Origin of the sequence: Amycolatopsis sp. NPDC023774, assembly GCF_040639695.1 — a bacterium.
GTDB lineage: Bacteria > Actinomycetota > Actinomycetes > Mycobacteriales > Pseudonocardiaceae > Amycolatopsis.
Genome location: NZ_JBFAAJ010000002.1, coordinates 434,629 through 452,512, shown reverse-complemented (window position 1 = coordinate 452,512; position 17,884 = coordinate 434,629). Strand labels below are relative to the sequence as shown.

The 17,884-nt window shown below is 71.1% G+C and carries 20 protein-coding genes and 1 pseudogene; 10 read left to right on the top strand and 11 right to left on the bottom strand.

The genetic code is table 11. The features are described from left to right. Positions 1–16: 16 nt before the first annotated feature. Positions 17–1,534, bottom strand: a complete 1,518-nt coding sequence (locus tag AB0F91_RS08230; RefSeq protein WP_360595873.1) for a catalase — start codon at positions 1,532–1,534, stop codon at positions 17–19. 116 nt (positions 1,535–1,650) lie between these two features. Continuing rightward, positions 1,651–2,313, bottom strand: coding sequence for an FCD domain-containing protein (locus AB0F91_RS08225; RefSeq protein WP_360595871.1), 663 nt, complete (start codon positions 2,311–2,313; stop codon positions 1,651–1,653). A 146-nt stretch (positions 2,314–2,459) separates the two neighbouring features. Here AB0F91_RS08225 and AB0F91_RS08220 point away from each other — a divergent pair, with 146 nt between their 5' ends. From AB0F91_RS08220 to AB0F91_RS08210, 3 genes are read left to right on the top strand one after another with little or no spacing between them, the layout of a single operon-like run. Beyond that, entirely contained in the window at positions 2,460–3,365 is a 906-nt protein-coding gene (locus tag AB0F91_RS08220) for a fumarylacetoacetate hydrolase family protein (protein ID WP_360595869.1), read from the top strand. 24 nt (positions 3,366–3,389) lie between these two features. Next, positions 3,390–4,151 (top strand): alpha/beta hydrolase, encoded by a 762-nt coding sequence (locus tag AB0F91_RS08215; protein WP_360595868.1) that lies wholly within the window; start codon positions 3,390–3,392, stop codon positions 4,149–4,151. A gap of 39 nt (positions 4,152–4,190) precedes the next feature. Beyond that, positions 4,191–4,649, top strand: a complete 459-nt coding sequence (locus AB0F91_RS08210; protein ID WP_360595866.1) for a hypothetical protein — start codon at positions 4,191–4,193, stop codon at positions 4,647–4,649. Here AB0F91_RS08210 and AB0F91_RS08205 read toward each other — a convergent pair. Beyond that, entirely contained in the window at positions 4,567–5,427 is an 861-nt protein-coding gene (locus AB0F91_RS08205; RefSeq protein WP_360595864.1) for a phenylacetaldoxime dehydratase family protein, read from the bottom strand. The two genes, AB0F91_RS08210 and AB0F91_RS08205, sit on opposite strands and share 83 nt — an antisense overlap. A gap of 278 nt (positions 5,428–5,705) precedes the next feature. Further along, entirely contained in the window at positions 5,706–6,404 is a 699-nt protein-coding gene (locus tag AB0F91_RS08200) for an SDR family oxidoreductase (RefSeq protein WP_360595862.1), read from the bottom strand. Between the two features lie 80 nt (positions 6,405–6,484). On the opposite strand from AB0F91_RS08200, the gene AB0F91_RS08195 reads away from it, so the two are divergent. After that, positions 6,485–6,946 carry a helix-turn-helix domain-containing protein gene (locus AB0F91_RS08195; protein ID WP_360595860.1) on the top strand — a complete coding sequence of 154 codons (462 nt, stop codon included), beginning with the start codon at positions 6,485–6,487 and terminating at the stop codon, positions 6,944–6,946. Positions 6,947–6,950: 4 nt separating this feature from the next. Here AB0F91_RS08195 and AB0F91_RS08190 read toward each other — a convergent pair whose 3' ends face one another. From AB0F91_RS08190 to AB0F91_RS08180, 3 genes are all read right to left on the bottom strand, one after another. Further along, on the bottom strand, positions 6,951–7,829 hold the full coding sequence (locus tag AB0F91_RS08190; RefSeq protein WP_360595859.1) for an SDR family oxidoreductase: 879 nt from the start codon (positions 7,827–7,829) through the stop codon (positions 6,951–6,953). A gap of 80 nt (positions 7,830–7,909) precedes the next feature. Further along, positions 7,910–8,395 carry a hypothetical protein gene (locus tag AB0F91_RS08185; protein WP_360595857.1) on the bottom strand — a complete coding sequence of 162 codons (486 nt, stop codon included), beginning with the start codon at positions 8,393–8,395 and terminating at the stop codon, positions 7,910–7,912. Between the two features lie 93 nt (positions 8,396–8,488). Then, positions 8,489–9,277: a hypothetical protein gene (locus tag AB0F91_RS08180; protein ID WP_360595855.1), complete on the bottom strand. Its 789-nt coding sequence runs from the start codon at positions 9,275–9,277 to the stop codon at positions 8,489–8,491. A 35-nt stretch (positions 9,278–9,312) separates the two neighbouring features. Here AB0F91_RS08180 and AB0F91_RS08175 point away from each other — a divergent pair, with 35 nt between their 5' ends. Continuing rightward, positions 9,313–9,690 carry a hypothetical protein gene (locus AB0F91_RS08175; protein WP_360595853.1) on the top strand — a complete coding sequence of 126 codons (378 nt, stop codon included), beginning with the start codon at positions 9,313–9,315 and terminating at the stop codon, positions 9,688–9,690. A gap of 155 nt (positions 9,691–9,845) precedes the next feature. On the opposite strand, the gene AB0F91_RS08170 is transcribed toward AB0F91_RS08175, so the two are convergent. Further along, on the bottom strand, positions 9,846–10,334 hold the full coding sequence (locus AB0F91_RS08170) for a MarR family winged helix-turn-helix transcriptional regulator (protein ID WP_360595851.1): 489 nt from the start codon (positions 10,332–10,334) through the stop codon (positions 9,846–9,848). A gap of 120 nt (positions 10,335–10,454) precedes the next feature. Between AB0F91_RS08170 and AB0F91_RS08165 the strand changes: the two genes are divergently transcribed. After that, the gene (locus tag AB0F91_RS08165; RefSeq protein WP_360595849.1) at positions 10,455–11,195 is read left to right on the top strand and encodes an SDR family oxidoreductase; all 741 of its coding nucleotides are present in this window, start codon (positions 10,455–10,457) and stop codon (positions 11,193–11,195) included. Further along, on the top strand, positions 11,192–12,064 hold the full coding sequence (locus AB0F91_RS08160) for a TIGR03620 family F420-dependent LLM class oxidoreductase (RefSeq protein ID WP_360595847.1): 873 nt from the start codon (positions 11,192–11,194) through the stop codon (positions 12,062–12,064). The genes AB0F91_RS08165 and AB0F91_RS08160 overlap by 4 nt, the downstream gene beginning before the upstream one ends. On the opposite strand, the gene AB0F91_RS08155 is transcribed toward AB0F91_RS08160, so the two are convergent. Continuing rightward, on the bottom strand, positions 12,049–13,104 hold the full coding sequence (locus AB0F91_RS08155) for an alkene reductase (RefSeq protein WP_360595845.1): 1,056 nt from the start codon (positions 13,102–13,104) through the stop codon (positions 12,049–12,051). The genes AB0F91_RS08160 and AB0F91_RS08155 overlap by 16 nt on opposite strands. Before the next feature lie 117 nt (positions 13,105–13,221). Here AB0F91_RS08155 and AB0F91_RS08150 point away from each other — a divergent pair, with 117 nt between their 5' ends. From AB0F91_RS08150 to AB0F91_RS08140, 3 genes are read left to right on the top strand one after another with little or no spacing between them, the layout of a single operon-like run. Continuing rightward, positions 13,222–13,851 carry a PAS domain-containing protein gene (locus AB0F91_RS08150; RefSeq protein ID WP_360595843.1) on the top strand — a complete coding sequence of 210 codons (630 nt, stop codon included), beginning with the start codon at positions 13,222–13,224 and terminating at the stop codon, positions 13,849–13,851. Then, positions 13,835–14,968, top strand: a complete 1,134-nt coding sequence (locus AB0F91_RS08145; protein WP_360595842.1) for an aminotransferase class I/II-fold pyridoxal phosphate-dependent enzyme — start codon at positions 13,835–13,837, stop codon at positions 14,966–14,968. Before AB0F91_RS08150 ends, AB0F91_RS08145 begins: the two co-directional genes overlap by 17 nt. After that, on the top strand, positions 14,965–15,897 hold the full coding sequence (locus AB0F91_RS08140) for a hypothetical protein (RefSeq protein WP_360595840.1): 933 nt from the start codon (positions 14,965–14,967) through the stop codon (positions 15,895–15,897). The genes AB0F91_RS08145 and AB0F91_RS08140 overlap by 4 nt, the downstream gene beginning before the upstream one ends. 371 nt (positions 15,898–16,268) lie before the next feature. Here AB0F91_RS08140 and AB0F91_RS08135 read toward each other — a convergent pair. Further along, positions 16,269–16,637, bottom strand: a pseudogene (locus AB0F91_RS08135) (helix-turn-helix domain-containing protein); the annotation flags it as partial. A 284-nt stretch (positions 16,638–16,921) separates the two neighbouring features. Next, complete coding sequence (locus tag AB0F91_RS08130) at positions 16,922–17,866, bottom strand: hypothetical protein (RefSeq protein ID WP_360595838.1); 945 nt, start codon at positions 17,864–17,866, stop codon at positions 16,922–16,924. Between the last annotated feature and the right edge of the window lie 18 nt (positions 17,867–17,884).

Below are 17,884 nucleotides of genomic sequence, written 5' to 3'. Positions count from 1 at the left end.
TCCGAAGTGGATGGACTCACGCCTTCCGCTGCATGGCGCTGCGCGCCGGGTTGCCCTGCTCCGTCGCCTTCGGGTCCTTCTCGCCGGCCTTCTCGCGCACACCGGACTCGATGCGGTCGCCGAGGTCCTTGTCCACGTTGTGCCAATATTCGAACGCCCGTTGCAGCACCGGCTCACTCACTCCGTTCAGCAAGTGACCGACGATGTTGGAAACCAGACGTTCCCGCGCCGCGTCGTCGAGGACTTCGCGCACCATCGTGCCCGCCTGGCCCCAGTCGTCGTCCTCGGAGTGGTCGACGTAGGCCGCGCGCGTGATCTCGCCGTCGGCGTGCCAGCCGGCCGGGGTGCCGTAGCGCTCGACGTCGGCGCTCGGGCCGCCCTTCGAGTTCGGCGCGTACACCGGGTCGGACACCTTGGTGTAGCGCATCGCGCCGTCCTTGCTGTAGCTGTGCACCGGCGACTTCGACGCGTTCACCGGCAGCTGCTTGTAGTTCGGCCCGATGCGGTAGCGGTGCGCGTCGGCGTAGGCGAACAGCCGGCCCAGCAGCATCCGGTCCGGGCTCGGCCCGATGCCGGGCACGAGGTTGTTGGGCTCGAACGCCGCCTGCTCGATCTCGGCGTGGTGGTCGGTGGGGTTGCGGTCGAGCGTCATGCGGCCGACCTCGATCAGGGGGTAGTCGCCGTGCGGCCACACCTTGGTGAGATCGAACGGGTTGAACCGGTAGTCCGCGGCGTCGTGGAACGGCATCACCTGTACGTACAGCGTCCAGCTCGGGTGGTCGCCACGCGCGATGGCCTCGAACAGGTCGCGCGTGTGGTAGTCGGTGTCCGCCGAGGCCATCTGGTCGGCTTCGTCCTGCGTGAAGAACTCCATGCCCTGGTCGGTTTTGAAGTGGTATTTCACCCAGAACCGTTCGCCCTGTGCGTTCACCCACAGATATGTGTGCGAACTGTAACCGTTCATGTGCCGCCATGTGCGCGGAATACCGCGGTCGCCCATCAGCCACGTCACCTGGTGCGCCGACTCGGGGGACAGCGTCCAGAAGTCCCACTGCATGTCGTGGTCGCGCAGGTTGTTGTCCGCCCGGCGTTTCTGCGAACGGATGAAGTGCTGGAACTTCAACGGATCCTTCACGAAGAACACCGGCGTGTTGTTGCCGACCATGTCGTACACGCCTTCGCTCGTGTAGAACTTCAACGCGAACCCGCGCGGATCGCGCCACGTGTCGGGGCTGCCGCGCTCGCCGGCCACGGTCGAGAACCGTGCCACCATCTCCGTCTTCGTGCCCGGCTGGAAAACCGCGGCCTTGGTGTATTGGCTGACGTCGGCCGTCACCTCGAACCGGCCGAACGCGCCGCTGCCCTTGGCGTGCGGCTGGCGCTCCGGCACACGTTCGCGGTTGAACTGCGCCATCTGCTCGATGAGGTAGTGGTCCTGCAGCAGGATCGGCCCGCCCGGCCCCACCGTGAGCGAATGTTCGTCGCTTTCCACCGGGATACCGGCGTCGGTGGTCGTCCGCTCCGTCTGCGTCATTTCGCCATCTCCTCGTCGTGGGATTCGAACAGGAGACGGGTACCCGACGAACACGGACTCACACGCCGGGAGTCGGGCGGGACCTCAGCCGGGTGGAATTTCAGTCGTGTGGAATTTCAGTCGCGCCCGAGAAGCGTGTCGGCCACGTGCTGGAGATGGCGCCGCATGTGTTCGCCCGCGCTCACTGGATCCCGGTCGCGCAGCGCTTCGACGATCAACGTGTGCTCGTCGTGGTAACACGAACGCAGCTCCGGCGTGGACGTACGCCGCTTGAGGCTGCCCCACACCGGCAGTGAGCGCGCGGTGTTCATCACGTCGAACATGTTCATCAGCAACCCGTTGTGGGCCGCGACGGCGATCGCGCGGTGCAGCCCGGCATCCGCGCGCTCGAAGCCCTCGAAGTCCCCGGCCGCGGCGCCCGCGCCGAGCGCGGTCCCGATCCGGTCGAGGTCCGCCTGCGTGGCCACTCGCGCGGCCAGTGTCGCGACCTGGGGCTCCAGCAGTCGGCGCACCTGCATGATCTCCGCCGGGCTCGTGTCGGCGGGGGCGGGCTCGACGTGCTGCGCCGCGACGTCGGTGAGGAACGTGCCGCGCCCGACGTGCCGGATCACCAGCCCGTCGCGCTCCAGCGAATCGAGCGCGCGCCGTACGGCACTGCGCGGCGCGGAAAGGCGCTGCACGAGGTCGCGCTCGGTGGGCAGCTTGGCGCCCGGGCCGAGGCTTCCGTCGGCCGCGCCCTCGTCGAGCAGCGCTCGCAGGGCGTGTTCCACCGTGGTCATGGGCGCACTCTACCGGAAAGTGAGACCAATCGAGGCCAATGGGCGCATCCGTTACCAGAAAAAGTCCTGCGTATCGACAACGTGTGCCGAGACGCGTACGGTCGATCACGTCCGTATTGGTTCATATTGGTTCAGATTGGTCTCACATGAAGCTGGTGACCTTCTCCACCGGGAACTCCATCGGGGACGCCGACCGCGTCGGGGTCGTGACCGGCGAAAGCGAGGTCCAGGACGTCACCGATCTCGTACCGGGCGGAACGCTCCTCGGCGCCGTCGAACGCTGGGGCGAGGTCGGGACCATCCTCACCGACCAGGCCGCGAACCGCACGCCGGTACCCCTCGCCGACGTGCGGCTTCGCGCGCCGTTCCCCGTTCCCCGGCGCAACATCTTCTGCGTCGGCAAGAACTACACCGAGCACGCGGCGGAGTTCGGCCGCAGCGGCTACGACAGCCCGGACCGCTCGGAAGACCTGCCCACCCGGCCGATCCTGTTCTCCAAGGCCACCACGGCCGTGATCGGGCCCGGCGACGACATCGACCCGCACACCGGGCTCACCTCCGAGCTCGACTACGAGGGCGAGCTCGCCGTGATCATCGGCCGCGGCGGCCGCGGCATCACTCGCGAAGCCGCCGCGGCGCACGTCTGGGGCTACACGATCCTCGACGACGTCACGGCCCGCGACCTGCAGCGCGACCACCGCCAGTGGCTGCTCGGCAAGTCGCTCGACACCCACTGCCCGATGGGGCCGTATGCGGTCACCGCCGACGAGATCCCCGACGTGACCGCGCTGGAGCTCGAAACCACCGTCAACGGCGAACGCCGCCAGCACGCCCGGGTCAGGGACCTCATCTTCGACATCCCGGAGCTGATCGCCACCCTCTCGGCCGGCATCACGCTGCTGCCGGGCGACGTGATCGCCACCGGCACGCCCGCGGGCGTCGGCATCGGCTTCGACCCGCCGAAGTTCCTGGCGAACGGTGACGTCGTGGAGGTGGCCATCACCGGTCTCGGCGTGCTGCGCAACCGGGTCGCCTCGGCCCGCACCGCCTGAACCCCCGTACCGAAAGGAGCTCGCATGAAGATCAACGGAACAGACCTCGCGGTCGAGGTCGAGGGCCGTGGCCCCGCCGTACTGCTGGTGCACGGCCTCGGCGGCACCGGCAACTTCTACCAGATCCAGGCCGACGCGCTGGCCTCGAGCCACCAGGTGATCCGGTTCGACTCCGCGGGTGCCGGGCGCTCCGGCCTGCGTGAGGGCATCGGCATCGAGTCGCACGCCGACGACCTGGCCGCCGTGCTCGACCAGGTCGGCGTCGCGTCCGCGGCCGTGGTCGGGCACTCGATGGGCACGCTCGTCGCCCGAACCTTCGCGGCCCGCCACCGCGACAGGGTGACCGCGCTCGCGCTGCTCGGCGCCGTGGCGGAGCCGCCCGAGGCCGTCCGCAAGGCCCAGCATGACCGCGCGGCCCTGCTGCGCGCGGAAGGCACCGCCGCCGTGGCGCCGGGCGTGGTCGCCAACGCCCTGTCGGAAGCCACCCGCCGAGACAAGCCCGAGGTGGCGGCGTTCGTGCGGGAGCTCGTGATGCGCCAGGACGCCGGGGGCTACGCGCGCAACTGCGAGGCGCTCGCCGCCGCGACCGACCCCGGGCCGGTCGACCCCGCGCTGCCGCTGCTGCTGATCACCGGCGCCGACGACAAGGTCGGCCCGCCGGCGGTGAGCGAGGCGCTCGCCGCCGCCCACGGCAGCGCAACCGTGGAGGTGCTGCCCGGCGTCGGGCACTGGACCGCGTTGGAAGCCGCCGCCGACGTCACCTCGCTGCTGCTGAAGTTCCTGTAACCACACCGTTTCGCGCCTCAACGACGAGGAGGAACCACCGTGCCGCTCACCGCCGACAAGACCTTGTTCCGCGACGTGTCCATTCTGGACTCCACGGGCGCGCTGCCCTACCGGGGCGACGTGCTCGTGGACCACGACCGCATCACCGCCGTGGGCACCGTCGAACCGGCCGCCGCCCAGGGCTCGCGGGTGATCGAGGGCCGCAGCCGCACGCTGATGTCCGGGCTGTGCGACGCCCACACCCACTTCACCTGGAACAACAGCGCCGACCTCGACGGGCTGGCCGCTCTGCCGGTGGAGGAGCACCTGCTGTTCGCCGTGGAGTCGGCCAAATCCTATCTGGACTCCGGCTACACGATGTGCCTCGGCGCCGCGTCGGCCAAGGACCGGCTCGACGTCGTGTGCCGCGACGCGATCAACGCCGGGCGGATCCCCGGCCCGCCCTACCTAGGCTCATCCCGTAGCTCTTGTCCGTCTCGGCGCCGGTTTCGCCGGTGACGCGTACGTACCGGTTGGCGTAGCAGCCGATGCCGAGCCCGTCGTCGCGCAAGAACTCCATGCCGGTGCGCAGCACGGGTTCCACGTCGCCGACGTACATCCCGCGTTCGTCACCCTCGGTCTCGGTCCACTCCTGGCCGGAGCGGATGAGGCACAGGTTTCCCTGCGGCCGCACGGTGACGACGCCCGTCTCCGGGTCGGTCTCCGCGGTCGGCCGGGTGCCGGGTTCGAGCCGGTCGGTCTGCGCGACCGGCAGCCGGTCGCGGGCGCCGCCCCAGTAGCCGTGTTCGCGGATCTCGCCGCTCAACTTGCCGGCGGCCACCGACACGCCTTCGGTGCGGTCGCTGGAGAACAGCGTCTCGAACCGTCGGACGCCGGGGCGCACGACCTCGCTGAAGAACCCGGCGTCGGAGGACCGGTGCTGCGGGCCGGTCCACGCGTCGCGGGCCTTCACCCAGCGGTCGTATCCGGCGGGGTCGGTCCAGCAGAACGCGGTGAGCACGGTCGCGTAGCCGGCCTCGTCGACGAACCGCGCCTGGTCGTGGTGGTCGGGCGCGTGCCTGCCCGAGCGTGCGGCGTCGAGCTCCGCGAGTGCGGCGATCACCACCGGCGGTGGCTCCGGTGTTCGGTATTGAACGCCGAAGTAGGCCATCACCACCTGGTCGACGGTGGGATCGAAGCGCGCCGAGAACGACGGGTACGGCGGGTGGAAGCTGTCCGGCTTGCGGCGCGGGTGGACCCGGTCGACGCGCAAGTGCTCGGCGATCGAGGATTCCACGGCGTCAGCCCGCCGTTTCGTGGTGGTGGGTCATGGTGGCCTCCGGGGAACGTGCTGCCGGTTGTTGCTGACCGAACGTAGGCACGGGGGCCACCTGTGACTTGCTTCACAGCGCACCGGGAGTTGCTGCACAGCGCACGTCCGATTCCGATCGGCTCGGACCTCGAACGCTCCACAGTGGAACGCAGTGGACTCAACACAGTGGAGCCACCGCAATGGAGTCAGAGCAGTCTGCTCACCACGACGGGCTCGCGCCCGGCCGGCTCACGCCGTCGCGGTCAGCTCCGGGTACAGCGCCTCAACCGGACCGGACAGGTTTTCTTTTCCTTGATGTCGCGCGATGTCTTGTCCGCCAGCACCTCGTGCGCACCCGCTTCCAGGCCGTCGTAGATCGCCGCCACGATGTTGCGCGGGTCTTCCTTCTCCACGGTCAGGTCCTTGGTCATCGGCGTGTCCGTGTAGCCGAGGTGTGCGCCGAGCACGTGGGTCTTCTGGCCGGCGAGGTCGAGCCGCAGCGAGTTGGTGATCTGCCACAACGCGGCCTTGCTCGACGAGTACGCGCCTGACTTGGCCAGCCAGCTCAGCGCCGAGTGGATGTCGACGAGGGCGCCGCCGCCGTGGGCCGCCAGCACGGGAGCGAACGCCTGTGCGACGGCGAGCGCGCCGAAGACGTTCGTGTCGTACATCGCGCGCACCTCGGCCAGCGGCACAGTGAGCAGGCTCTGCCGCCCGCTGACACCCGCGTTGTTCACCACCACCGTGGTGTCCGGGGCAGCCGTGGCCGCGGCTGCGACCGAAGCCTCGTCGGTGACGTTGAGGGCGAGCGGCACCACGCGCTTGTCGTCCCACTGGCGCGGGGTGCGCGCCGTGGCGTACACGCGCCGGGCGCCGCGCTCCAGCGCCTGGTTGACGAACTCGATGCCGAGCCCCCCGTTGGCTCCGGTGACCAGGACAACCGCATCCTGCAGACGTGTCATGACTCCTCCGGGCTTCATACTTGGTAATTCAAAGTTAGCAAGCTGGCTCCGAAATACCAAGTGTGACGTACGATGGGGTTATGAAGGCCATGGCGATCCCGACCAACAGCCGCTGCTCGATCGCGCGCAGCCTGGAGGTGCTCGGGCAGAAGTGGAGCCTGCTGATCGTCCGCGAGGCGTTCCGCGGGCGGACGCGCTTCGCCGAGTTCCAGAAGATCGGCGTGCCGACGGATCTCCTCGCGTCCCGGCTGGAGTCCCTGGTCGAGGCGGGAATCCTCGCGCGGCGGCCGTATCGGGAGCCGGGGCAGCGGGCCCGCGTCGAGTACGTGCTCACCCCTGCCGGCGAGGACCTGCTGCCGGTGCTGGCCGCGCTGTCGGGGTGGGGCGACGAGTACCGCCCGACCGGCCACGGCCCCGCGACGATCTACGTCGACACGACCGACGACCGGCCCGTGCACCTGGCGTTCGTCGACGAAGACGGCCACGCCGTCGACCCGGCGAAGGTCGCCTACCGCCGCGGGCCGGGGGCTCTCGAGGACTGACGCGTCAAGCGCGGTCGGCGAGCACGTCGTCGGCGTCGGTGCTCAGCGCCAGCTCACGCTGGGCGGTGAGCGCTTCGAGGCGCTGCCGCCACGTCGTGGTGATGGCTTCGTGGGCCGCGGCGCCGAAGACGAGCCGGCGGGGCGCGGGTGTGGTGCTCGCGGAGGCGATGATCGCGCCCGCGATCTTCGCCGGATCACCCGCGACGGCGTGGCGCAGCGCGGTTTCGTCCATCCCGCCCGCGAGTGCGCCGCGCACCTGGCCGAGCACGCCGTCCGCGTAGGCGGGCAGCGGTTCGGCCTGCGCGAGGTTGGCGTTGAATGCCGTGCGCGTGCCGCCCGGGGCGATCAGCGTCACCGAAATCCCCAACCCCGCCAGCTCCACCGCCGCCGACTCGAAGAAACCCTCGACGCCGAACTTCGACGCGTTGTACACGCTCATGCCCGGGTCGGGCACGTGGCCGCCGGAGCTGGACATCTGGATGATCCGCCCGCCGCCCTGTGCCCGCAGCCACGGCGTGACCGCGCGCGTGAGGTGAATCGGTCCGAGCAGGTTCACGGCGAGCTGCCGGGTGAGTAGCTCCTCCGACAGCTCTTCGGCAGCGCCCAGTACTCCGAAGCCGGCGCTGGAGAACACGACGTCGACGCGGCCGAGTTCGGTGAAGGCCTGCTCGACCGTCACGTGAACGGTTCGGGGTTCGGTGACGTCGAGCTTCGCGGTCCACAGCCGATCGCCGTGCTGCTGGGCGAGGTCGGTCAACGCGGGGCTCAGGTTGCGGCTCGTGGCGGCGACGCGGTGACCGCCGGCCAGCAGCTGGGAGGTGACCTCGAGCCCGAAGCCGGAGCCGGCGCCGGTGACGAACCAGATCGGGGTGGGAGCGGGCACAGCGGAGTCCTTTCGATGGCCGCCCGCCAATGTAGTCGGCGACAATAATGTAGTCAACGACTAGATGGTGCTGAGGCTGCTCAGTCGAAGCGGGAGTCGGCACCCCAGACCTTGTCCTCGGCTGAATCACTCGACGGCGACACGCGGATCACGGCCCCGGTGGCATCGATGTCCAGCACGGTGACGGTGATCCGGTTGACCAGGCTCACGTAGCCCTCGCCACGGAAGTGGCCCTTGGTGTCGGGCAGTCGGGTGCGGTCGACGGCGAAGTCCAGCCGATCCGGCGCCGACTGCGTGAGCGTCAGCCGGCGCGTGGCGAACCGCGCGTCGAGCGGCACGGTCACCGAACCGCGGATGAGTACGTCGCACGAACCATCGCGGCACGCGGTGAGGTCGGACCCGTCTTTCGCGACCAGCGAATGCGACGTCGTCGTGGTGGGCGCGGCCGGCACCGTCGAGACGGACGGTGGCGTCACGACCGGCTCGGGCGGTGGCGGGGGTGGCTGCGGCGGCGTCGAACAGCCCGCCGCGAGCAGCAGAAACGAGCAGACGAGCGCTTTTCTCATGCGCTCTTCGTAGCACCTCACCGGGTCGGTGAGCGGGGCTTCGCGGAGTCCGGGGCCGTCGCGCTCGGCACGGCGGCCCCGGAACCGCATCCCTCACGCGGGATTGTCGCCGTGGGTCAGGGTTTCCCAGGAGACGAACAGGTTGTTACTGCCCTGGGGGCGGTGGCTCGTGGTGTAGCTCTGGGTGTTGGTCATGGCGATGCCGAGGCGGTTGTGCAGCGCGTTGTACCCGACCTCGGTCACGGGGCCGAGGCCGCGCTTGACGGTGCCGCCGCAGAGCCACGACGGGGGAGCCGTGAGCTCGTACTTGGTCTGGAAGCCCAGCGCCTGGCGCAGCCGCTCGCCGATGTCGGTGCCGTAGAGGTCCTGGCCCTGGATGCGGGAGGTCTCGGCCACCTCGGCGATCGCGGCGATGCCGTAGCCGGTGTGGACGAAGTCGCGGCAGGTCTCCTGGGTGAGGCCGTCGACGAAGGTGGACTGGCCCTGCCAGTAGCCGATGATCTGGTCGCGGGTGCTCAGGCCGCTGCCGGGCACGGTCCTGGGGAGCGTGCCGTCGGAGCTGAGGTAGATGAACGCGGGCACGCGGTTGCGGTAAATCGACATGCCGCGGTCGTAGATCGTCTTGTCCTCGAGGAACACGCCGATGCCGACGATGGCCTCGGCGATGCTGAGCTCCCAGTTGCCGGTGCGCCCGTCGCTGCCCTGGATCTCGTTGTAGTAGACGTTGCGCAGCATGGTGGCGAAGCGCCCGGAGTTGGGCCAGGTCCCGTACGCGTACTTGATGATCTCCGCCGCGCGCGGCCACGTCGAGGCCGACCACGCGGTCTGGAGGTGCGCGTTGTCGCTGGTGTGGTCCGTGATGGTCGCCGACCACGCGTCCATGATCTGGATGGCTGGCGGCCGCGGCCGCCACCGCCGTGGTGATCGCCACCGGCCCGGCGGCCTCCGCCCAGCCGGCCACACCCCCGGCACCGACCGCGCCGGCCGCCTTCACACACCCCGGCGTGCTGGTCAGCCAGGCCCAGCTGGACACGATGCGCCGGCGCGTGCAGGCCGGCACGCAGCCGCAGAAACAGGCGTACGACTCGATGATGAGCTCGAAGTACGCTTCGCTGTCCTACACGCCGCACGCGCGTGCCGTGGTCGACTGCGGGCCCAGCTCGATGCCCAACAACGGCTGCACCGACGAGCGTGAAGACGCCATCGCGGCGTACACGCAGTCCCTGGCCTGGTACGTGACCCGCGACGCGCGTTACGCGAACAAAGCCGGCAACGAACGAACTTCCGGTGCATGAGCTGCCCTTCGTCCACGACTTTGAGAACAGGGCGCAGGCTGGCGGACCGTGCGTGAAAGGTGAATTTACTTCACTGGTCTTGGTCTGGTCCACCGAGCGCGAAAACCCGTGTGCCACTGGCAGGGACGGCTTTTTTCCTTGTGGCAGCGGCAGTCTCACGGCGGCGGCAGCGTGCCTCGCTCCAGGATGTTGGCGTAGATGTTCTCCATCGCCTCGGTCAGCGGTGTAAGCAGCTCCGCGGGCAGCCCGTCGAAGAAGAGGTTACGCACCAGTTCGACGTGCCCCGGCGCCGCCTTCTCCAGCAGCTCGCGGCCCTGCGCGGTCAGAGTGACCTCGGTGGCGCGGCGGTCGGTGCTCGACGTGCGCGCGTCGACGAGCCCGCGCGTCGCCATGCGGCGCACGTGGTGGCCGGTGCGGCTGCGTTCCCAGCCGATCTGGTTGGCCAGCGCGGTCATGTGCATCCGCTCGCCAGGGGCGTTCGCGAGCGCGGTGAGCACGTCGTAGTCCGGCATGGACAGGTCGCTGTCGGTCTGCAGCTGCCGGTTGATCTCGTAGCTCAGCCGCAGCTGGACGCGGATGTAGGCGAGCCAGGCGCGCTGCTGCCGCGCGTCGAGCCAGGGGCCGTCTTTGCCTTTAGGTGACATGTCCCGTAATCTGTCGTAGTGGTCGGCGGTGGAGCGAAGGGGCCTCATTGTCCCGCGGAGACCGGCCGAGCGGAACGACCACGCCTGGGCCGGATGATTACACGGACGGGAAACGCAGCAATGAACGCACTACAGAGGAAGACCGCCGTCGTCACGGGTGGCACGAGCGGGATCGGGCTGGCGACGGCCCGGCTGTTCGCGGCCGAGGGCGCGCGCGTCTTCGTGACCGGGCGCCGCAAGGACGTGCTGGACGCCGCCGTCGCGGAGATCGGCGGCGACGTGACCGGGGTCCAGGTGGACAGCTCCGACCTGGCCGACCTCGACCGGCTGTACGAAACGGTCGGCGGGCCGATCGACGTGCTGTTCGCCAACGCGGGCGGCGGCGAGTTCGCGACGCTGGAGCAGGTCACCGAGAAGCACTTCGACGACACCTTCTCCACCAACGTGAAGGGCACCTTGTTCACGGTTCAGAAAGCGCTTCCTCTGTTGGTGGACGGCGCTTCGGTGATCCTGACCGCCTCCACCGCGGGCACGAAGGGCAACGACGCTTTCGGCGTGTACGGCGCCTCGAAGGCGGCCGTGAGGTCGTTCGCGCGCACGTGGGCGCAGGAGCTGAGCGGGCGCGGGATCCGCGTCAACTCGATCAGCCCCGGCCCGGTCGACACGCCGGGGATCTCGGGGCTGGTGGGCGGCGGCGAAGCGGCCGTGCAGCTCGTGTCCGCGCTGGCGGCGACCGTCCCCTTGGGACGGATGGGCCGGCCGGAGGAGATCGCTTCGGTGGCGCTGTTCCTGGCGACTGACGCGAGCAGCTTCGTGACCGGCACCGAGCTCTTCGCCGACGGAGGGGCGAACCAGGTATGACCCTCGACATCGGCAGGGCCGGCGTCTGGAGCGTCGAGCTGCGCACGGCCGCGCCGGGTCAGATCACCGACGCCGCCGCCGAGCTCGACGAGCTGGGCTTCGGCGCGCTCTGGATTCCCGGTTTGGGTGGCGGCGACATCGTGGGAGACCTCGAGCGGCTGCTCGAGGCGACCCGAAGGCTCACGGTCGCGCCGGCGGTGTCGAGCATCTGGCGCCACCCCGCGAAGGAACTGGCCGCGGGCCACGCGCGGCTCACGGGCACCTACGGCGACCGGGTGCTGCTCGGTCTCGGCGTGAGCGACCCGGGCACCGCCGCCGAGCACGGCCACGAGTACCGGCCGCTGCACGACATGGCCGCGTACCTCGACGAGCTCGACGCCGAGCCGGAGCGGGTGGCGGCGGCGCGGGTGGTCCTGGCGGCGATGGGGCCGAAGATGGTCGGCCTGGCGCGGCGGCGGGCCGGCGGGACGCACCCGTTCCTCGTCACCCCGGACTACTCGGCGACGGCGCGCGAACTGCTCGGTACCGGGCCCCTGCTCGCGCCGTACCTGGCCGTGACCCTGGCGCGGGACTCGGCGAAGGCGCGGGCAGCCGGCCGGGGTTTTCTCGCCGGGTTCTTCGGGGTGCCTGCCTACCGCAAGAGCTTGCTGGCACAGGGGTTCACGGAAGCCGATCTCGCCGACGGCGGCAGCGACCGGCTCGTCGACAGCATCCTCGCCTGGGGTGACATCGACGCGATCGGCAAGCGCGTGGAGGAACACCTCCAGGCGGGCGCGGACCACGTGGCCCTGCACGTTCTGGGCGGCGGTGACGGGATGCCGTTGCCGCAGTGGCGTGAGCTCGCTGGGCTGGCTCAGAGCGTCGGGTAGTCCGTGTAGCCCTCGGCCCCGCCGCCGTAGAAGGTGGCGGGGTCGGGGGCGTTGAGCGCCGCGCCGGTCTTCAGGCGGGTGACGACCTCGGGGTTGGCCAGTGCCACGCGGCCGAGGGTGACGAGGTCGGCGAAACCGGCTTCGACATCTGCGGCTCGTTCTTCGACGGTGGCGCCCGGGCGGGTCAGCAGCAGGGGGCCGGGGAACGCGGTGCGCAGCTCGGCCAGGAGCGCGTCGTCGCCGTGGTGGGTTACGTGGAGGAAGGCGAGGTCGAGGCGGGCGAGGGCACGGACCAGGTGGGCATAGGTCGCCGGCCCGGTCTCACCCTCGTCGATGCCGAAGCCGCGCAGGCCGGGGGAGAGGCGCACGGCTGTGCGGTCGGCGCCGATCTCCCCAGCGACGGCCTCGGTCACCTCCAAGGCGAACCGGGCGCGGCCGGCGATGCTCCCGCCGTACGCGTCGGTGCGGTGGTTGGCGTTGGCCGAGAGGAACTGCTGCACGAGGAACCCGTTGGCGCCGTGGACTTCCACGCCGTCGGCGCCGGCTTCGATCGCGGCGGCCGCCGCCCGGCGGAAGTCGTCGACGGTCGCGCGGACCTCGGCGGTCGAAAGCTCGCGCGGTGGCGGGACCTGCCGGTTGCCGCTCGGGGTGTGGATGCCGACTCCCGCCGCGACGGGCGACGGCGCGACCGGCGCCCGGCCGTGCGGGGTGTTGTCGGGGTGTGCGACGCGGCCGGCGTGCATGAGCTGGATGAACAGGTGCCCGCCCGCGTCGTGCACCGCCTTGGTGACCTGCTGCCAGCCGGCGATGTGCGCGTCGGTGTGGCAGCCGTGGCTGAGCAGGAACCCCTGCCCGTCGGCCGAGGGCTGCGTGCCGCCGGTGATCAGGAGTCCGAGCGACGCGCGCTGCGCGAAGTACTCGGCGTCGAGCGGGGTGGGCGATCCGTCGGGCAGCGCGCGGTTGCGCATCATCGGCGACAACGCCAGCCGGTGGCGCAAACGCATGCGGCCGACGTCGACGGGACTCCAGAGACCGGGCACGCGGGTTCCTTCCTCGGCTTCCTGACTGTCTGTACCGGATCGTACAGAACGAAGTGTACGGTTCGGTACAGTGGCCAGCTGGACTCTTCGTCCACCCTGGATGTACTGTCCATTTCCATGGACGGGAGGACGGCCCGCTGGGCGCCGGTGTGCGAGGCGATCGTGCGCCTGCTTTCGCCGCACGCAGAGGTGGTGGTGCACGACCCGCGTACCGACTGCGTGCTCGGCATTTGGAACGCGTTCTCCGGGCGTGCGCCCGGGGACCCGTCGCTGCTCGGCGAGCTCGACGGTTTGCGGCCCGCGGGCAAGGACGTCTACGGCCCGTACCCGAAGTCGCTGCCCGACGGGCGGCGGCTGTCGAGTGTGAGCGCCGTGGTGAGAGACGAACACGGCAACGCCGACGTGGTGTTGTGCGTGAACGTCGACCGCACGGCGTTCGACCAGGCCGCGCAGTTGTTGTCGGGGTTCGCGGCTCCCGTGACCGGACAGCCCCAGGCTCTGTTCGAACGCGACTGGACCGAGACGCTCAACGACGTGGTGGGCGAGTTCGTTCGCGATCACGCGACCCCGGTCGAGATGTTGACCCGCGAACAGCGCCTGGTGCTTCTCGCACGTCTGGACGCGGCCGGCGTGTTCGCGCAGCGCCGATCCGTGCCCGTGGTCGCCCGCGCGTTGCGCATCTCCCGTTCGGCCACCTACCAACTGCTCGCCGAAATGCGCAAGGAGCCCGATGCCGACGCTTCCTGACTTCCGTCTGGAGATGTACTTCTCCCGATGGGAGTTCACCGCCCGACACCACCTCACGGCGTCCGACGTGCAGACCATGACCGTCGCCGAGCTGCTGGCACTGGCCGACGACGACGGCCGCGAACGCTGGGAGACCCTCGCTCTCGGCTACACCGAGACCTACGGCCTGCCCGTGCTGCGCGAAGAGATCGCAGCGACCTACACCGACGTCGGCCCCGAGCACGTGCTGTGTTTCGCCGGCGCCGAAGAAGGTCTCTACCTCGCCATGCGGACGTTGCTCGAACCGGGCGACCACAGCGTGGTGATCACGCCGAACTACCAGGCGGCCGAGACGATCCCGCTCTCGATCGGCGAGGTGTCCGGCGTCGCCTTGCGGCCTGAGGACGGCTGGGCGCTCGACGTCGACGAGATCGAACGGCAGCTGCGGCCCACCACGCGTCTGGTGTCGGTGAACTTCCCGAACAACCCGACCGGCGCCGTGCCGGACCTCGAGACCTGGACGCGGCTCGTACGCCTGTGCGAGGAACGCGGCGTGCTGCTGTTCAGCGACGAGGTCTACCGCGGGCTGGAGCTCGACCCGTCGGCGACGCTGCCGCAGGCCGCCGACCTGTCCGCGTCGGCACTCTCGCTCAACGTGATGTCGAAGGCCTACGGGCTGCCGGGCCTGCGCGTGGGCTGGATCGCCTGCCGCGACCCGGAAATCCTGCGGCGGCTCGAGCGGGCCAAGCACTACACGTCGATCTGCAACTCGGCGCCGAGTGAGGTGCTCGCGCTGATCGGGCTGCGCGCGCGGGACGCGATCCTGGCGCGCAACCGCGCGGTGATCGCGGAGAACGTGCCGAAGTTCGCCGCGTTCTTCGAGAACTACCGAGATCTGTTCGCTTGGGCACCTCCGCAGGGCGGCTGCGTGTGCTTCCCGCGTTACCTCGGCGCGGACGGCGTCGAGGCGATGTGCACCGAGCTCGTCGAGCAGCGCGGCGTGCTGCTGCTGCCGGCGAGCATCTACCGATCCGACCTGACGGCGACGCCGGACGACCGGTTCCGCGTCGGCGTGGGCCGCCGAGGTCCGGACGAAGGGCTGGCCGCGTGGGCGGAGTTCGTGGAGGAGCGGCGATGACGCCGGACGTGGTGGGGCTGCCCGAGATCGGAGCCGTGGCGACGCGGGAATTGGTGTTCGACGCCGTGCGTGGCGCGTTGATCGCGCACGCCGAGGGCCGGGCGCAGCTGCCGGCCCCGATCGCGATGTGGTTCCCCGAGGCCGAGGGCGATTGCCACGTGAAGGCCGGCTACCTCGAAGGTGCTTCGCACTTCGGGGTGAAGGTGGCGTCGGGCTTTTACCGCAACGCCGAGCGCGGCTTGCCGACCAACAGCGGCCTCATGCTGGTCTTCGACGCGTCGACCGGCGTGCCCGCCGCGGTACTGGCCGACGAGGGCTGGCTCACGGCGTGGCGGACGGCCGCCGCCGGCGCCCTGACCACCCACGCGCTGACCCCGCCGGACGTCGACGAGGTGGCCGTGTTCGGTACGGGACTCCAGGCGCGGCTGCAGGTCGAGTGGCTCGCGGACCTGCGGCCGCTGACCCGGGTGCGAGTGTACGGCCGGCGGCCCGAAGCCGTTCGGAAGCTGTGCGCCGAGCTGGGCGAAGCGGGGCTGACGGCCGTGCCCGCGACGGCGGAGGAAGCGGCGGCCACGCCGTGCGTGATCACGGCGACGGCGTCGACGAGCCCGGTGGTGCCGGCGGAGGCGTTCGCCGCGGTGCACGTGACCGGGATCGGCACCGACCTGCCGGGCAAGGCGGAGCTGCCGGCCGGGCTGTTCGCCCGCGCCACCACGATCGCGACCGATGACCACGCGCAGTGCCTCGCGCACGGCGACTTCGGCAACGCCGTGCGGGCCGGGGCGGTGGCCGACGACGCGGATGTCCCCGTCGGGCTGGTCCTGCGCGACGGGGTGCGGGATCGCACCGGCCTGACGATCGCCGATCTCACCGGCGTCGGCGTGGCCGACGCGGCGGTGGCGACGGCTGTGTTCCGGCACCTGGGCTGAACTCCGCCGCGTGGCGGGCCCGGGGCCGCCGGTCGGCGACGCTCGGCGGATGAAGGCGGCGGGTGACGACCGGGAGGTGACTTGGGCGCCGCGTTTTCGTTGTGCGGCTTGGTCTCGGGCACCGGCCGCGGCCGGTCGGGTGTGATGGTCGGTCGGTGTGCCGGCAGGCCGGCGGGGTGGGGCTGAGTCGGGTGCGGTGGGCGAGGCGGTGGCGGGCAGGGCGGGCCGGGTCGGGTGCGGTGGGTCGGTCGGTGTGCCGGCGGGGTGGGGCTGAGTCGGGTGGGGCTGGGTCGGGCGCGGTAGGGGAGTGGGTGTGCCGGCCGGGTGGGGTGGCGTCTGGCGCGGTGGGCGAGGCGGTGTGCCAGCAGGGCGAGCCGGGCGCGGAAGCGGCGCGCGGGGTCGTCCAGCGGCCAGCCGAGGGCGTCCTCCACGTGGGCGAGCCGGGTGGCGACGCAGCTGTGGTGGCGGTGCAGCGCGACGGCCGCCTGGCGCAGGGAACCGGTGCGGCAGAAGGCTTCGAGAGTTTCGAGGTCGGGCGCCGCGAGGGCGTCGAGGGCCCGGGGTCGGGCTGCGCGCGCAGGTGGCCGGCGGGGATTTCGGCCAGCAGAGTCAGCGACCCGAGGTCCTCGTGGACCACGAGCGGCTCCGTCGCGGGAACGGCGAAACGCTCCGCCAGCCGCGCCTGCAGCCCGGACCGCGGGGCCTCGAGCCCGGCGACGGCATCGCCCACCCCGACGCACTACTCCCGGACGGCCCACGTTCGCGAGTGCGCGAGGAAAGCGCGTTTTCCACCAACCCCACCACCGTCGCCGGCCCCTTCCGGGGCTGCACCAGCACCGCCGCGACCTCCCCGACCACCGCGACGCGCGCACCCAGCGCCGTGCCCCCGCGAGCGACCAACGCGACGGCCGCCGCCCCCGGATCGCGCCCGTCCTCCGTCCCGACCGCGACGACCCGCAAGGGCCGCCCCGCGTCCAGCCCGAGCAACACGAGCGCCCGCGACCGGTCCTCGGCCACCGCCCGCTCACCCAGCACCAGCTCCACCAACGCCGGGTCCGCCAAACGTGGCGGCACGCCCTGCGGCGCCGGCCCCAGCACCCGCGGCGATGGCGAACCGCTCCAGCACGAGATCGTCGAGCGGCCCGGACTCGCCGTCCCGCTCGAGCCACACCCGGCCGGCGGGTTGCCCGCCGAGGTCGGTCGCCAGGACGCGGGGTGCTGTGGCGGTTCTGCCGCCGAGGTCGCTCTCCGGGACGGGGACCTCGCGGTCGTGCGCACCACCGAGGTCGGTTGTCACGGTGCGGGGTCCTGTCGGGGACTCGCTGCCGAGGTTGCTCCCTTTGCCGAGGGTGGGTGCGACGGTGTGGGGTGTTGTCGGGGCTTCGTCGTGTGGGTTGCTGTCGGGGGGGTGTGCTTTGGCGGGGGTCCTGTCGTCGCGCCTGCCGCCGGGGTTGGTTGCGACGGTGTGGGGTGTTGCCGGAGCCTCGCCGCCCAGCTCGCTCGCCGACGTGTGTGCTTCGGCGGGGATCTTGCGCCCACCGCCCAGGTCGGTCGTCACGAGACGAGCGTCTGCGGGGGCCGCGCCGCCAGGAGTGAGTCCACCCGGACCGGCCGTTGTGGCGCGGGCCGCTTTCCCGGTCTTCCGGGTGCTTTCGCGCCCCTCGCCGAGGTCGGTTGGCTCGCGCCGAGGTTCGGCCGGTGGCCCGCCGTCGCGTGTGGGCCCGCCCGGCGGGGTCGCCACCACGCGCGGCTGGGTCCTGGCCGCGCGGGTGCCGTCGGGACGGAAGCGCACGGGTGGCTCGGCGCCTCGCTGGAGGCCCGCGACGCATTCGGCGAGCGAGGCCGTGGCGCGGACCAGGTCGGAGATCGTGGCGCGGTGGGCCACGAGTTCGTCGAAGTACGCGATCACCCGTACCGCGGCCTCGGCGTCGGAGTCGACGGCCGAGAGGCGCAACAGCAGCCCCTTCACAGGAGCCAGCCTAGCGCC

Excerpts from the sequence above, each read along its gene's own strand:
- AB0F91_RS08230 (WP_360595873.1), bottom strand. The coding sequence starts at position 1,534 with ATGACGCAGACGGAGCGGACGACCACCGACGCCGGTATCCCGGTGGAA.
- AB0F91_RS08225 (WP_360595871.1), bottom strand. The coding sequence starts at position 2,313 with ATGACCACGGTGGAACACGCCCTGCGAGCGCTGCTCGACGAGGGCGCG.
- AB0F91_RS08220 (WP_360595869.1), top strand. The coding sequence starts at position 2,460 with ATGAAGCTGGTGACCTTCTCCACCGGGAACTCCATCGGGGACGCCGAC.
- AB0F91_RS08215 (WP_360595868.1), top strand. The coding sequence starts at position 3,390 with ATGAAGATCAACGGAACAGACCTCGCGGTCGAGGTCGAGGGCCGTGGC.
- AB0F91_RS08200 (WP_360595862.1), bottom strand. The coding sequence starts at position 6,404 with ATGACACGTCTGCAGGATGCGGTTGTCCTGGTCACCGGAGCCAACGGG.
- AB0F91_RS08195 (WP_360595860.1), top strand. The coding sequence starts at position 6,485 with ATGAAGGCCATGGCGATCCCGACCAACAGCCGCTGCTCGATCGCGCGC.
- AB0F91_RS08185 (WP_360595857.1), bottom strand. The coding sequence starts at position 8,395 with ATGAGAAAAGCGCTCGTCTGCTCGTTTCTGCTGCTCGCGGCGGGCTGT.
- AB0F91_RS08180 (WP_360595855.1), bottom strand. The coding sequence starts at position 9,277 with ATGGACGCGTGGTCGGCGACCATCACGGACCACACCAGCGACAACGCG.
- AB0F91_RS08170 (WP_360595851.1), bottom strand. The coding sequence starts at position 10,334 with ATGTCACCTAAAGGCAAAGACGGCCCCTGGCTCGACGCGCGGCAGCAG.
- AB0F91_RS08165 (WP_360595849.1), top strand. The coding sequence starts at position 10,455 with ATGAACGCACTACAGAGGAAGACCGCCGTCGTCACGGGTGGCACGAGC.
- AB0F91_RS08160 (WP_360595847.1), top strand. The coding sequence starts at position 11,192 with ATGACCCTCGACATCGGCAGGGCCGGCGTCTGGAGCGTCGAGCTGCGC.
- AB0F91_RS08150 (WP_360595843.1), top strand. The coding sequence starts at position 13,222 with ATGGACGGGAGGACGGCCCGCTGGGCGCCGGTGTGCGAGGCGATCGTG.
- AB0F91_RS08145 (WP_360595842.1), top strand. The coding sequence starts at position 13,835 with ATGCCGACGCTTCCTGACTTCCGTCTGGAGATGTACTTCTCCCGATGG.
- AB0F91_RS08140 (WP_360595840.1), top strand. The coding sequence starts at position 14,965 with ATGACGCCGGACGTGGTGGGGCTGCCCGAGATCGGAGCCGTGGCGACG.